We start from the raw sequence: 12602 nt of genomic DNA, 5'->3' as shown, positions 1-12602 counted from the left end.
TCCGCGTTGACAGGACAAGGGAGCCTGCGCATCGTCCGCCCGCGTCAAGCAGGAACCACCGCGGTATGCCCCAACACAGCCTTCAGCAACCGATCGAGGACCTTTGGGAACAGCGTGACAGCCTGTCCGCCGCCACCGAGGGTTCGGCGCGCGACGCCGTGGAAGCGGCGCTGGACTCGCTGGACAGCGGCGACGTACGGGTCGCGGATAAGACCGATGCCGGCTGGCAGGTCAACCAGTGGCTGAAGAAAGCCGTATTGATGTCGTTCCGGTTGACCGACTCATCGCCAATGGAGGGACCGGGCGGCGCGCCGGTCTGGGACAAGGTGCCGATGAAATTCGCCGGCTGGGGCGAAAACCGCTTCCGGCAGGCCGGCTTCCGCGCGGTGCCTGGCGCCGTCGTCCGCCGCTCCGCCTTCATCGCACCCGGTGTGGTGCTGATGCCCAGCTTCGTCAACGTTGGCGCCTGGGTCGGCCGGAACACCATGGTGGATACCTGGGCGACAGTGGGAAGCTGCGCCCAGATCGGCGCCAACTGCCATCTGTCAGGCGGCGTCGGCATCGGCGGCGTGCTGGAGCCGCTGCAGGCCAACCCGGTGATCATCGAGGATGACTGCTTCGTCGGCGCCCGGTCGGAAGTGGCGGAAGGCGTCGTCGTTGAACGCGGCGCCGTGCTGTCGATGGGCGTGTTCATCGGCGCCTCCACCAGGATCGTCAACCGTGCGACCGGGGAAATCCACATGGGCCGGGTGCCGGCGTATTCCGTGGTCGTGCCGGGTTCATTGCCCGGCAAGCCGTTGCCGGACGGCTCGCCTGGACCGTCACTGTATTGTGCCGTGATCGTCAAGACCGTGGATGCGCAGACCAGGGCCAAGACCTCGATTAACGAGCTGTTGCGCGATTGATCGACCTGCTCGATCCGCTGCCGCTGGCGCAGTCGCTGATCCGCTGCGCCTCGGTCACGCCGAGAGATGCTGGGGCGCAGGACGTGCTGGCCGGCGCCCTTGAACGGCTGGGCTTTACCATCCACCGGCTGCGCTTTGGCGACATCGAGAATCTGTTCGCCCGCCTGGGCATGAGCGGCCCGCACCTCTGCTTCGCCGGCCATACCGATGTGGTGCCGGCTGGTTCCGCCGCCTGGCGCGGCGGCGATCCCTTTGCGGGCGAGGTGCGAGACGGCGTGCTGTATGGCCGTGGCGCCTGCGACATGAAGGGCGCCATCGCCGCCTTCGTCGCCGGAACCGCGCAACATCTGTCGAACGGAACACCGAATGGCTCAATCAGCTTCCTGATCACGGGCGACGAGGAAGGGCTCGCTGTCGATGGCACCGTCAAGGTGCTGGAATGGATGCGCGCGCACGACCAGATCCCCGATTTCTGCCTGGTCGGCGAACCGAGCTGCCCGGCCAGGCTGGGTGACATGATCAAGATCGGCCGGCGCGGCAGCGTGAACATGAAGATCGAGGTGCATGGCCGGCAGGGCCACGTTGCCTATCCGCACCGCGCCGACAACCCTGTCCATCGCCTGCTGCTGGCGTTGGCCGCCCTGACCGCGGCCCCATTGGATGCCGGCACCGACTGGTTCGAGCCTTCGACGCTTCAGGTCACCAGCATAGACGTTGGCAATGGCGCCACCAATGTCATTCCCGCCGCGGCGCGCGCGGCGCTGAACATCCGCTTCAACGATCGGCACAGCGGTGCCTCCCTGACTGCCTGGGTGCGAGCGACCCTGACCCGATATGCCGACCGCTTCGACCTGGATGCATCGATCAGCGGCGAGTCCTTTGTTACAAAACCCGGGCCGCTGGTGGAGGTCCTATGCTCCGCCATCACCGGCGCGACCGGGATCGAGCCGAAGCTGGACACTGGCGGAGGCACCTCTGACGCGCGTTTCATCGCCAACGACTGTCCGGTGGCCGAGTTCGGCCTGGTGGGCGCGACCATGCACCAGACCGACGAATGCGTGCCGGTCACTGAGTTGCGCGATCTGGCGCGGATCTATCGCGACGTGATCGCGGCGTTCCTGGGATGAGCCAGCGGCCAGCCGTACGGCCCGGCGTGATCGTCGGCATGTTTCGCATCGCCCGCGGCCGGGCGGACGGGATCGGCTGCTTCGGCGGCAGCGTGCAATCGTTCCTGGCCAGCCTCGCGCCGTTGATCGCGTTCCCCCTGGTCGGCGCCGCCCTTGGCTTGTTCACCGAGGGACCGCGCCGCGCGTTGACCGGTCTGGCGATGACGATCTGTGGCCTGCTGACGCCCGCGGTGCTGTCGTACGAACTTGCCCGCTTCTGGAAACGGACGGATGCATGGTTCCGCTTCGCCACCGCGTTCAACTGGTGCGAGTGGATCCTGCCGGTCGCCGCCTGTGTGGCGATGCTGCCGCTGAGCGTCGCAGTCAACGCCGGCGTGACCGAGACGGTCGCCAGCCTGGTCCTGGTCGGCTTCCTGGGTGCCTATGGGTTGTGGCTGCACTGGTTCCTAGCCCGCAAGGCGCTGGCGCTGTCGGCTTTGCGCGCGGTCTTGCTGGTTCTGATCGTGAACACTGGCACCGTAGCGGCGGTGATGGTGCCTAGTCTGCTGGTGTCGGAGCAGGGATGAAGGCGCTTGCAACGGTCGCCGCCGGACTTCAGGGCGCGCTGCGTCTGGCGAGCGGACGAGCGGATGGCGTCATCCTGGTGTCCGGCGACCGGGACAGCGCCACGCGCAGCTTCTGGGCGATTGCCTTCTGCATCCCCTCGGTGGTCTGCCGGCTGTTGATGTCGTGGGCGGAGGTCGGCATGCCGGCCGATCCTGCCCATCTGATGGGCCGGGAAATGATGATCTTCATTCTGGGCTGGCTGGTGTTCGTCGAGGCTACCCACTTTCTGGCGCCGACGCTTGGCCGGGCGGAGCGCTGGGGCAGGTTCATCGCGGTCTGGAACTGGTGCAACGTCGTGGAGGGCGTGCTGGTCATCATTGGCGGCCTGCCGGGCCTGCTCGGTGCGCCATCGGTCATCGCGGAGGCGTGCGAACTGGTCACCATCGGCTGGGCACTCTGGCTGGAATGGTATGCGACCCGGCTGGCGTTCGGGATCGGGGCGGCGACCGCGGGCGGGCTGGTGCTGCTGGATCAGTTGATTGGCATCTTGCTGGCCACGGTGGCGATGGCGATCGGCGGATAATCGCCGAAGCAGCCGATCCGGCTATGGGTCATGCTTTACCGTCATCACGCTCTCGGCGATCGGAACGCCGTTTAGCGGGCGATGCGTGGCCGCACATGCGCGATAGTTGGCGTCAAGTTCCGGTGCCATCAGGCGGAGGGCGGTGAGGCGGCGCGCCACGTCGCGCACGTAACGTACCTCCGCTGGTGTGAGCGCACGGCCGAGCAGCGGTTGCTCGCGGTAGGACAGCCACTTTTTAAGGACCTGGTATCCGCCAATGGTGAAGCGCCAGACGGTTTCGGGGATGTTCCGCCAGTAGGCATCCTGATTGAGGAACACGTCGTGGGTTGTGGCGCCGAGACAGGCGGCATCTGCCGCTGCGGCTGCTTCCTCTGGTGCGTAGTCCCGTGTGCTGATACGGCCACGACCGGCCATCACGGCGCCGCTTTTGCCGGCATGACCCCATCCGGCTGTCAGCCTACGCTCGGCCTCGGCCATCGCACCGCCGCCGCGCTTCGACGGCACCGCAATAATCTGGATGGCGGGCGGGAGCGTACCAGTCGTAACGCCCACGACCGGCGTATCGGGGTCCAATAGGGCTGCGACCCGAGCACCGAGCGCAGCGGAAGCGCGCAGCAGATCGGCGTTGTCCGGCAGCGGGACGCGCGGCCAGTCCTGACGGATGGCATCGCCGTTCTCTGCCAGCCAGGCGGGTGCGTAGCCGATGGCGAGGGCATGATGCCAGGGGAGGGCGGCGATGGCGTGATCTGTATCGGGATTGGGCAGGGCAAGAGCGGCAAGCCAGCCGCGGGCGACAACGGAGAGGTTGGCCTTTGCGGGATCGGCTAGGACTGGCATCGGATGGGCGTTGGGATCAAGAATGTGATCGCCTGGAAGCACCGGTGTCCAGAAGAGCGGAAAACCCTCCTCAGGTCGCCGGGCGCGAAGGCGTGCAACTACGAAACCATTCCCGGGAAATGCGCGCGCCGAGAGTTCAGGTCGCGACCTGTTCCAAATTTGTTGGACATTCGTATGGTAAGCCCATCTGACCTCAAACGGATATAGTGCGAGTAACCGTAAATTTTTTTCGGAAAACGTTTCGCTTCTCAGCAGGCGCGTTCGAGCGTCATAGGCTTTGAATCCCGCCATATCTTCCACCGGACCGATGCCAAGTACCTTCAATTCCTCAAACGATATTTTCGGATCGAAATAACGGCGCATCCGATCAGCAAGTTCCGATCTGTCCAGCGATCGCAGCGCGCCATGGCGCTTCTCCACAACGCCGCTGAACGGCTCGAGGGCCGCTATATAAGGAAGCGGCGGCCATGACTGATAATCCGCGGCAACTGATGCAGGGCGAAATGAGTATCGGTTTTGCGCGACTGGCGATGTCTGATCGTAATGCTCATCGAAGGCAGATGACTCAAGCATTGCCAGTAGTTGACCGCGTCGTTCCCCAGCATCAGAAGCATCCGCACGGTTGTTGAAGAGGACTTGCGTTGTTGCCGCTCTTGTTGGAGTACGAACAAGCATGGAAATCGCCGTACCTTGCTGGATCCCTAAAGAAGCTCCTCTCATTGCAAAAACAGTTTCACTGGTGCGTCCATCACGGCCACGTTCGCTGCTTTTTCTGTCCCCATGAAGATTATCGACCCAGATGCGATCAAATTCAGCAAGTAGACGCTGACGCATGACCACGAAGGACGGCGACGACAACCAAGAGTGGTTACTAATGAAACAAATAATCCCCCGGCCGGTCCCCCCAGCAATCCGCCGTTCGGCGATCCGAAAGAACCGCACATAAAGATCATCTAGGTTGAACTTGCGGATTCCCCAGTCGCGTTGCAGTCCCTCCTTATAAGGCTCAACCAGCCCAGATTCCTCGGCGGGTGAGGTGCCAGCGAAAGCGTTGTAAGGCGGGTTGCCTAGCACCACGAGGATTGGCCTCGCCTGCTTCACCCGCGCTGCCTCATCGCGCTCATCCGCCAACGGCGGATAGGTGAAGCGAATCCCATGTTGTGCGTCGCCTGGCCCGGCCCCCGCTTGCGGCGCCGCCCAACCGGTCAGAGCGTTTGTCAGATACACCGCCGCGCGTTCCTCCGGGCCAAGCGGGGCGCCAGCCGCTCGCAGCGCGTGACCCACCTGCCAATGGGCGATGACATAGGGCGCCGGCATGATCTCGAATCCGGCGACGCGAGTCATCGCCGCTTGCTTCAGATCATCCGCCGTCAGCGCATCCTCACCCTTCTCCTTCAAGGTGCGAGCAATGCGGGCCAGCACCTCCACCAGATACGCACCGGTGCCGCAGCACGGGTCCAGCACCCATACCGACGGGTCGGCCAACCCATCCGGTATCCCGAGTTCGCTGCGCAGCACCTGATCCACCCGCTCCACCATATAGCGAACGATCTCCCGCGGTGTGTACCAGACCCCCATGTCCTTCCGCAGGTCCGGATCGAAGGCCGCCAGGAACGGTTCGTAAAAATAGCGGACGGCATCGGCCTCCTCAAACCGGGTGAAGAACGCAATGCGGTCGACTCGGTTCAGCGCCGCTGCCGCCCAGGACAACGGTTCTTCCAGTCCCAGCGGCTTCAGCGACCGAGGCCGCGCGATGCGCTCGAACAGCGTGTCAACGAAAGGAACGTGCAGGTTCCAGCCGGCCGCCCGCCAGTCGAATACCGCCTGACCGTCCTGCGCGACCTCCACCCAGGCGCTGAACAGGCCATAGAACAGCGTCTGAACCAGGGTGCTGCGGAACAGATGCTCGCCCTTTGGTCCCTCGAACTGCAATCCCAGCGCCTCCTGCAAGGCGCCGCGCAATTCGGCGAACGCGGGCAGGCTGGCATGTTCGTCCACCCGCGCCAGCGCGTCGCGGGCATAGGACGCAAGGAAGAACGCGACATCCTCCGGCTTAGCCAGTGGCGCCTGGTGCAGCAGCACGCGTTCCAGAAATTCGGCGAAGCGGGCGGCCTGGCCGACGGGGCGGCGTGGACTGCGCGCCAGCGCAAAGAATGCAGCCGCGTCGTCGCACTCGAAGCTGAAGCTTTCCCGCCGCTCTGCCTGGCCCCGTGCGTCGCGGCCCAGCAGCTCGAAGTCGCGGTAGTTGGTAACCAGCACCAGCCCGTGGGCATCAAGATAGCGGCGCACCTGGGCACTGCTTAACTTCACCGAAAGTTCGGCCGGAATATCGTCGACCTCGACCACCCCACGCTCGGGCGGTTGCCCGTCAGGCCAGTCCTCCGGCACATGACCACGCGACACCACGAACAGGCCCATGTCGGGAAAACCCGCCCCCCGGTTGCGGAGGTTGGGCACGCAGAACACGCGGGGCCTCAGCCGTTGCCCGGCTGCGTTCAGCGCCCCGGCGAGCGCGCCGTAGTAGCTGATCTCTCCAGTGCCAGCGCGCGTAGCGCGGATACGTGCAATCTCTGCCAAATAATCAGAGAGGATTTGCGATGGCATGAATGATTATCACCGGTTTTGAGTCCGTGCCGCAACAGACTCCTGTTTCAGGATCATGGCTTTCGGTCGCGCATGCGTGCGGCCTTATGGCGGGCAGCCGGACGCTGCTATACTTCGGACATGCGCCGATTCGCCCCCAGCCAGTCCGACCTGTTCACCGAGCCTCCCGCACCAGTGGCCCCACCCGAGCGGCCGCCGCTTGCCGAACTCGCCGACCTGCTGGCGCGATTGCGCCTCGCGCAGCGCCTGCCGTGGCCGGATGCCGCGGCGGCGATGGCCGAGGAGCTGCGTGCTCTTGGTCTGGCGCGCCTCACCGGCGAAGAGGGCGGACGTCTCGCCGCTGCCATCATGGTGGAAACCGAGCGTCTTTTTACTGCGGCCGAACAGGACGCTGGGAATGTGCCTGCTCCGCCATAGGTGAAGATCAGTCGGCTTGCCCGCTTAAGTCGTCTGCCCAGGTCCTCGGAACAGATCGTCCGGATAGCCAACCGCCATCAAGGTCAGCCCTTCCGCGGGTGCCGTCGGACCCGCCTCGGCCCGGTTCCTGGCTTGCAGCGCGGTCGTCACCCGCTGCACCGGCCAATGCCCATCGCCGACAAGCTTCAGTGTGCCGACGAGGTTGCGGACCTGATGATGCAGGAAGCTGCGCGCCGCCGTGTTGATCTCGATGATGTCGCCATCGCGATGGACATCCAGCCGGTCAAGCGTGCGGATCGGCGATTTCGCCTGACAGGATGCGGCACGGAACGAGGTGAAGTCGTGCCGGCCGAGCAGGCGCTGGGCAGCGTGGTGCATGGCGTCGGCGTCGAGCGGGGCGGCGACGTGCCACACCCGGTTGGCCAACAGCGCGGGACGGCTGCGGCGATTAAGGATGCGATAGCGGTAGGTGCGGCGATTGGCGGTGAAACGTGCATTCCAGTCGGCCGGGACGGACACGGCGCTGACGACCACGATTCGATGCGGCTTCAGGTGGAAGTTCAACGCATCGCGCACTTTTTCCGGCCGATATCCATCGGGAAGATCGATCTGCGCAACCTGGCCTTCGGCATGGACACCCGCATCGGTGCGGCCGGCGACGATGCAGGCGACCGGCGCGTTGTGGTTCAGCCGTTCGGCTGCTTGTTCCAGCAATCCCTGGATGGAAACGCCTTGGGCCTGCCGCTGCCATCCGACAAGGCCGGTGCCGTCGTACTCGAGCAAAAGCGCCCAGCGGGTCATGCTTTAGACCTTCGCTGGCGCCTTGCGGTGTATGGCCCAAACAGCGCTTCAGGCGGAATACGATCGCTTGGCATCGTCATTATGTGGAAGGCTGGGCGTGGAAGGCCAGTCTGCTCGCTCAGCTTGATCCGGTCGGTCCAGGCAGCGCCTCGGGTGACTGTTCATCCGCCCAGGCGTGTGCCAGGGGCAACCGGGTGGCCCCGCAGGAATGCCGCCGCATCCAGCGGCCCTCGACCGGGAAGCTGCACACGGGTCAGCCGGATCGCACCGGTCCCGCAGGCGATGGTCAGCGCGGTGTCGAGAACCGTTCCGGGCGCCGCGGCCTCATCCGCCCGCCTGACCGCCAATCTAGCCGCCAGGACCTTCAGCGCCACACCATCCAGCATCGTGAACGTGCCGGGCCACGGGTCGAACGCGCGCACCTGGCGGTCAATCGCCTCGGCTGGCTGGGTCCAGTCCACCCGCCCGTCCTCGCGGCCGAGTTTTGCCGCATAACTTGCCCCGTCGTCCGGCTGCGGCTGGGGCTGGGGGGCGGACGACAACGCCTCCAGGATCAGCTCCGCGCCGATCGAGGCGAGCGTGTCGTGCAGTGCCGCCGCAGTCGTCCGGTCAGTGATCGGCACCGACCGCGACAGCAGCATCGGACCCGAATCAAGCCCCGCCTCCATCTGCATGATGGTGATCCCGGTCTGACGATCCCCGGCCAGAATCGCTGCCTGGATCGGTGCCGCGCCGCGCCAGCGCGGCAACAGGCTGGCGTGGATATTCAGGCAACCCCGCCTTGGCGCATCGAGCATCGCCTGCGGCAGGATCAGTCCATACGCGGCGACGATCGCCACATCCAGGTCCAGCGCGGCGAACGCGGCCTGCGCCGGCGGGTCCGTGCGCAGCCGAACCGGTGTCCGAACCGGCAGGCCGAGGTTTTCGGCCGCGACATGGACCGGACAGCGTCTTAGCGCCTGGCCGCGCCCGGCCGGGCGGGCCGGTTGGCAATAGACCGCGACAATATCATGGCCGGCGGCATGCAGCGCGTGCAACGCCGGGACCGCGAAATCCGGACTGCCCATGAAGGCCAGGCGCAGAGTGCTACCGCTTCTGTTCATCGCGCTTCTGGCGCTGTTCCTTGGCCAGGCGGCGCATGATCATGTTGCGCTTCAAGATGGACAAATGATCGACGAACAGGACGCCGTCCAAGTGGTCGATCTCGTGTTGCAGGCAGGCGGCGAACAGACCCTCCGCCTCGATCTCCCGCTTCGCGCCGGATAAATCCAGGTAGCGTACCTTGACCTTGGCGGGACGGGTGATGTCGGCGAACTGGTTCGGCAGCGACAGGCAGCCTTCCTCACGCGTCGCCAGTTCCTGGCTGGTGGCGATGACTTCCGGATTGATCAGGCCGTATGGCTGGTGCTGGTCGTTCGGCATCAGGTCGACCACCACGACCCGCAGGCTCTCGCCCACCTGCGGCGCGGCAAGGCCAATGCCAGGGGCCTTGTACATCGAGCCGAACATGCGGGGAATCAGGCTGCGGACCCGCTCGATGTCCCCCGGCTGCACGGCGTGCGCGCGTGCCTTCAGGATCGGGTTGGGCGCAATCAGGATCGGCAAAAGCTCTGGCGTATCAGCGTCGGGCTGCACGCAGATGGCGGGATTGTTCATTCTGACGATGGATGTAGCGGCGCCGCCCGCGTCAATCAACGGCAGCGGTTGCGCCGGCGTGGCCCGGGCCTCGATATCCCCTTGCAAGTCAGGTCGCTGAATCCAAGATGAGGGAGTGCCGGGATGCCAGAACGGGTCCCGGTAGCTGCTTCGCTCGCAGGAGGGGGCCTTGACCACTCGTATGTTTACCTCGCCGTTATTCTTGGGTTTTGACCATCTCGAGCAGATGCTCGAGCGTGCGTCGAAAACGTCATCCGACGGTTATCCGCCATACAATATCGAGCAGATCAGTTCGACAGGATTGCGGATAACGCTCGCGGTTGCCGGTTTTACCATGGATGATCTTCAGATCACCCAGGAAGACAACCAGTTGGTGATCCGAGGCCGACAGACCGATGATAGTCAAGGCCGAATTTTCCTCCACCGTGGCATTGCCGCACGTCAGTTCCAACGGTCGTTTGTTCTGGCCGAGGGAATCGAGGTACGCGGTGCCTGGCTTGACAGTGGGCTCCTCCATATTGACCTGGCGAAGCCTCAACCGGAGGTGCGGGTGAAAACCATCCCCATCACGCGGAACAGCGTCGGGTCGGCGCTGCGACCAAATGGAGCGGAAAACGGGCCAGTGGTGGAAAGCAGGCCGGAGCAGGGATGACCGAAGTCACGCTCCGCCGCTGGGCGAAGTGTAATGAGTGTGGCGGTGCTTGAAGAAGGCCGCTGATTGCAAGGAGTAGAGAGCATGAACATCAATTCGGGCGATCGCTCGGAGTCCCCGGCGGCACCAGCCAACGAAGTTGCTAGTTTCGACATCCGCCATCTGTCCGCTGAACAACTCGGCGCGCTCGGCGTCTCGCAGATTGCCTACGTCAAGCGTGTGGTCGTGAACGGCGAGCAGGGCTTTGCCATTCACGCAGCCGACGGCACACCGATGGCAATCGCTGGTGATCGTGATGTGGCTCTGGCCGCTATTGTGCAACATGAGATGCAACCACTTTCGGTGCATTGATACCGCTCCGAGCAGGGACCGGGTGCGGCGACAAGGATGGGGCAGGGCGCTAAGACGCCCTGCGCGCAACCGCCAAGTCAAAACGTAGCAACATGGATTAGGCTTTATTCTTTGGCTGGGTCAGTGAGAGCTGACCCGCACGAGGCGCTGCTTCATCGGCCCGCACGGGTCTGCTCCATTGGCACGGCAGGCTGCAAGCAGTGGCCATAGTACCACCACCGCGACCAAGTTGTGTATTTGAAAAGACTGGTTTATTCCGGATTACCTGCGGCTGCTCTTCTAATGCCTGTGTTCATATCGGCGATCCAGGCGGACTGGCTGTCGCACGATTGGGCAGCTTCACTGCCGCTCGGTCCTCCATGCCGGGATTTTGCAGGAGATTCCTGATCTCTTCCAGAAGCTCCTCGCTTCTTGTCGGTAGGGTTACCGGTGCCTCTGCCTCGTGCCGGATATTCATCCTCGTCAGCACTTTCACAATCCAGAACACCGCGAAGCTGACGATCAGAAACTGGATGATCGTGTTCAGGAACAATCCCACGTTCAGTGTCGGCGCGGCGGCTCTCTGCGCATCCGCCAGATTGGCGTAATGTTGACCGTTCATTGGAATGAACAGATTGGAAAAATCCAGGCCGCCGGTCAGCAGACCGAGGAACGGATTGAAGACATCCTTTACCAGGCTACTGACCACGCCGGTAAAAGCTGCGCCGATGATGATGCCGACCGCGAGATCGACGACGTTGCCGCGCATGATGAAGGAGCGGAACTCCGACATCCAGGACGGTGCCTTTGGTCTTAGCATGTTTGTTTGGCCCCCTTGGCATTGACTGAATGTGATCACGTTTCCCAGCCTGAAACCAGACTACCGCCATCCGAACTGGACGCGTCGCCGGCATGCGGAATCCATGGCCAGACATGAATAAGTGGCCACGAACAGCCAAACGGGAAGGGCCAGACAAGTTCGGCGAACACTAGCGGCATCATGACCGTTGTGTTTCATGATTATCATGTCCTGCGCGTTTCAGCGGATCGCGGCTTCATCGGGCAGACGTCACTGATCCGGCCGGGACTTACCCGCCGCTGACAAAGCTCTGCACCAGGCTTCCAGCAATCAGCCGCCAGCCATCGATCAGCACGAAGAAGATCAGCTTGAACGGCAACGATACCGCACTGGGCGGCAGCATCATCATGCCCAGGCTCATGAGCACGCTCGCCACCACCATGTCGATCACCAGGAAGGGCAGGAACAGCAGAAATCCCATCTCGAAGGAGCGCCGCAGTTCGCCGACCAGGAAAGCTGGCATCAGCACGCGCCACGGCACCGCGTTCTCATCCTTTGCCGGCTCCAGATGCGCCAGATCAGTGAAAAACCGCAGATCCTCGTCGCGCAGGTTCCGCGTCATGAACTGGTGGAACGGCGCGGTGGCTTGCTGCAGTCCATCGATCTCGTTGACCCGCCCCTCGGTCATTGGCTGCACGCCATTGGTCCAGGCCTGCTCCAGGGTAGGCTGCATGACGAAGAACGACAGAAACAGCGCCAGTCCGATCAGCACGATATTCGGCGGCGTTCCCTGTGTGCTGAGCGCGCTGCGCAGCAGCGACAGCACGATCACGATTCGCGTGAACGCCGTCATCATCACCAGCAGGCTAGGCGCCAGGGACAGCACCGTCACCAGCGCGGTAAGCTGCACAAGACGCGCGGTGGCACCCGCCTGACCTGCCGCCCCCAGATCGATGTTGACCGACTGCGCGTGCCCGGCGACCGGCAGCACCAGCACCAGCACCAGCACCAGCATGAGGATCAGGACAGCCAGTCTCATGGGGTCCCGCTGGGTGGTGTTGTCTCGGCGCCATCAAGCCATCCGATGACCACATCCTGCGTGCCGCCGGTCAGCAGCACCACCCGCCGGTCGCCGCATTGCACCAGATGCAGCCGGCGTCTGGTATCCAGCGCCACCGACTCCCGCAGCGCCAGCAGCTTGCCCGCGGGTGGCCGCGCCGCCCAGCCACCCGCCCGGATAAGCCGAGCGGCGAGGACGACGAGAAGCAGGACCCCGATCAGCGCACCGGCGGCGGTGACGATGGACCCAAGGTCGCCGCCCATTGAGCCACCAATCATCGCACGT

15 protein-coding genes are annotated in these 12602 nt (G+C 64.0%); 8 read left to right on the top strand and 7 right to left on the bottom strand.

All coding sequences use genetic code 11. From position 1 onward, the window contains the following. Positions 1 to 65 precede the first annotated feature (65 nt). The 4 genes from dapD to ACQY4S_RS11155 are packed head-to-tail and all read left to right on the top strand — an operon-like array spanning position 66 to position 3161. Complete coding sequence (dapD, locus tag ACQY4S_RS11170; RefSeq protein WP_428485274.1) at positions 66 to 905, top strand: 2,3,4,5-tetrahydropyridine-2,6-dicarboxylate N-succinyltransferase; 840 nt, start codon at positions 66 to 68, stop codon at positions 903 to 905. After that, the gene (dapE, locus tag ACQY4S_RS11165) at positions 902 to 2032 is read left to right on the top strand and encodes a succinyl-diaminopimelate desuccinylase (protein ID WP_428485273.1); all 1131 of its coding nucleotides are present in this window, start codon (positions 902 to 904) and stop codon (positions 2030 to 2032) included. Before dapD ends, dapE begins: the two co-directional genes overlap by 4 nt. Beyond that, positions 2029 to 2598 carry a hypothetical protein gene (locus tag ACQY4S_RS11160; protein WP_428485272.1) on the top strand — a complete coding sequence of 190 codons (570 nt, stop codon included), beginning with the start codon at positions 2029 to 2031 and terminating at the stop codon, positions 2596 to 2598. The genes dapE and ACQY4S_RS11160 overlap by 4 nt, the downstream gene beginning before the upstream one ends. Then, positions 2595 to 3161 carry a hypothetical protein gene (locus ACQY4S_RS11155; RefSeq protein WP_428485271.1) on the top strand — a complete coding sequence of 189 codons (567 nt, stop codon included), beginning with the start codon at positions 2595 to 2597 and terminating at the stop codon, positions 3159 to 3161. Before ACQY4S_RS11160 ends, ACQY4S_RS11155 begins: the two co-directional genes overlap by 4 nt. 21 nt (positions 3162 to 3182) lie before the next feature. Here ACQY4S_RS11155 and ACQY4S_RS11150 read toward each other — a convergent pair whose 3' ends face one another. Continuing rightward, complete coding sequence (locus tag ACQY4S_RS11150; RefSeq protein ID WP_428485270.1) at positions 3183 to 5930, bottom strand: type ISP restriction/modification enzyme; 2748 nt, start codon at positions 5928 to 5930, stop codon at positions 3183 to 3185. Here ACQY4S_RS11150 and ACQY4S_RS11145 point away from each other — a divergent pair. Beyond that, positions 5901 to 6302, top strand: coding sequence for a hypothetical protein (locus ACQY4S_RS11145; protein ID WP_428485269.1), 402 nt, complete (start codon positions 5901 to 5903; stop codon positions 6300 to 6302). The genes ACQY4S_RS11150 and ACQY4S_RS11145 overlap by 30 nt on opposite strands. 420 nt (positions 6303 to 6722) lie before the next feature. Further along, the gene (locus tag ACQY4S_RS11140) at positions 6723 to 7019 is read left to right on the top strand and encodes a hypothetical protein (protein WP_428485268.1); all 297 of its coding nucleotides are present in this window, start codon (positions 6723 to 6725) and stop codon (positions 7017 to 7019) included. A 24-nt stretch (positions 7020 to 7043) separates the two neighbouring features. Here ACQY4S_RS11140 and truA read toward each other — a convergent pair whose 3' ends face one another. From truA to def, 3 genes are all read right to left on the bottom strand, one after another. Continuing rightward, complete coding sequence (gene truA, locus ACQY4S_RS11135; protein ID WP_428485267.1) at positions 7044 to 7820, bottom strand: tRNA pseudouridine(38-40) synthase TruA; 777 nt, start codon at positions 7818 to 7820, stop codon at positions 7044 to 7046. Positions 7821 to 7981: 161 nt separating this feature from the next. Continuing rightward, positions 7982 to 8902 carry a methionyl-tRNA formyltransferase gene (gene fmt / locus ACQY4S_RS11130; protein WP_428486259.1) on the bottom strand — a complete coding sequence of 307 codons (921 nt, stop codon included), beginning with the start codon at positions 8900 to 8902 and terminating at the stop codon, positions 7982 to 7984. A 4-nt stretch (positions 8903 to 8906) separates the two neighbouring features. Beyond that, on the bottom strand, positions 8907 to 9476 hold the full coding sequence (gene def / locus ACQY4S_RS11125; RefSeq protein ID WP_428486258.1) for a peptide deformylase: 570 nt from the start codon (positions 9474 to 9476) through the stop codon (positions 8907 to 8909). Between the two features lie 169 nt (positions 9477 to 9645). On the opposite strand from def, the gene ACQY4S_RS11120 reads away from it, so the two are divergent. Next, positions 9646 to 10128, top strand: coding sequence for an Hsp20 family protein (locus tag ACQY4S_RS11120; RefSeq protein WP_428485266.1), 483 nt, complete (start codon positions 9646 to 9648; stop codon positions 10126 to 10128). A gap of 84 nt (positions 10129 to 10212) precedes the next feature. Next, positions 10213 to 10479, top strand: coding sequence for a DUF1150 family protein (locus ACQY4S_RS11115; RefSeq protein WP_428485265.1), 267 nt, complete (start codon positions 10213 to 10215; stop codon positions 10477 to 10479). A 292-nt stretch (positions 10480 to 10771) separates the two neighbouring features. Here ACQY4S_RS11115 and mscL read toward each other — a convergent pair whose 3' ends face one another. The 3 genes from mscL to ACQY4S_RS11100 form a co-directional block, all read right to left on the bottom strand. Beyond that, complete coding sequence (gene mscL, locus ACQY4S_RS11110; protein ID WP_428485264.1) at positions 10772 to 11278, bottom strand: large-conductance mechanosensitive channel protein MscL; 507 nt, start codon at positions 11276 to 11278, stop codon at positions 10772 to 10774. 268 nt (positions 11279 to 11546) lie between these two features. Continuing rightward, positions 11547 to 12296 carry a flagellar type III secretion system pore protein FliP gene (gene fliP, locus ACQY4S_RS11105; RefSeq protein ID WP_428485263.1) on the bottom strand — a complete coding sequence of 250 codons (750 nt, stop codon included), beginning with the start codon at positions 12294 to 12296 and terminating at the stop codon, positions 11547 to 11549. Beyond that, positions 12293 to 12595 (bottom strand): flagellar biosynthetic protein FliO, encoded by a 303-nt coding sequence (locus tag ACQY4S_RS11100; protein ID WP_428485262.1) that lies wholly within the window; start codon positions 12593 to 12595, stop codon positions 12293 to 12295. The genes fliP and ACQY4S_RS11100 overlap by 4 nt, the downstream gene beginning before the upstream one ends. Positions 12596 to 12602 lie beyond the last annotated feature (7 nt).

The sequence above is a fragment of the Rhodopila sp. genome, assembly GCF_965276935.1.
In the GTDB taxonomy this organism is placed as follows: domain Bacteria; phylum Pseudomonadota; class Alphaproteobacteria; order Acetobacterales; family Acetobacteraceae; genus Rhodopila.
This window is presented reverse-complemented; position numbering and strand designations above follow the sequence as displayed.

Excerpts from the sequence above, each read along its gene's own strand:
- ACQY4S_RS11155 (WP_428485271.1), top strand. The coding sequence starts at position 2,595 with ATGAAGGCGCTTGCAACGGTCGCCGCCGGACTTCAGGGCGCGCTGCGT.
- truA (WP_428485267.1), bottom strand. The coding sequence starts at position 7,820 with ATGACCCGCTGGGCGCTTTTGCTCGAGTACGACGGCACCGGCCTTGTC.
- ACQY4S_RS11115 (WP_428485265.1), top strand. The coding sequence starts at position 10,213 with ATGAACATCAATTCGGGCGATCGCTCGGAGTCCCCGGCGGCACCAGCC.
- def (WP_428486258.1), bottom strand. The coding sequence starts at position 9,476 with ATGAACAATCCCGCCATCTGCGTGCAGCCCGACGCTGATACGCCAGAG.
- dapD (WP_428485274.1), top strand. The coding sequence starts at position 66 with ATGCCCCAACACAGCCTTCAGCAACCGATCGAGGACCTTTGGGAACAG.
- mscL (WP_428485264.1), bottom strand. The coding sequence starts at position 11,278 with ATGCTAAGACCAAAGGCACCGTCCTGGATGTCGGAGTTCCGCTCCTTC.
- ACQY4S_RS11160 (WP_428485272.1), top strand. The coding sequence starts at position 2,029 with ATGAGCCAGCGGCCAGCCGTACGGCCCGGCGTGATCGTCGGCATGTTT.
- ACQY4S_RS11140 (WP_428485268.1), top strand. The coding sequence starts at position 6,723 with ATGCGCCGATTCGCCCCCAGCCAGTCCGACCTGTTCACCGAGCCTCCC.
- fliP (WP_428485263.1), bottom strand. The coding sequence starts at position 12,296 with ATGAGACTGGCTGTCCTGATCCTCATGCTGGTGCTGGTGCTGGTGCTG.
- ACQY4S_RS11145 (WP_428485269.1), top strand. The coding sequence starts at position 5,901 with ATGCTCGCCCTTTGGTCCCTCGAACTGCAATCCCAGCGCCTCCTGCAA.
- ACQY4S_RS11100 (WP_428485262.1), bottom strand. The coding sequence starts at position 12,595 with ATGATTGGTGGCTCAATGGGCGGCGACCTTGGGTCCATCGTCACCGCC.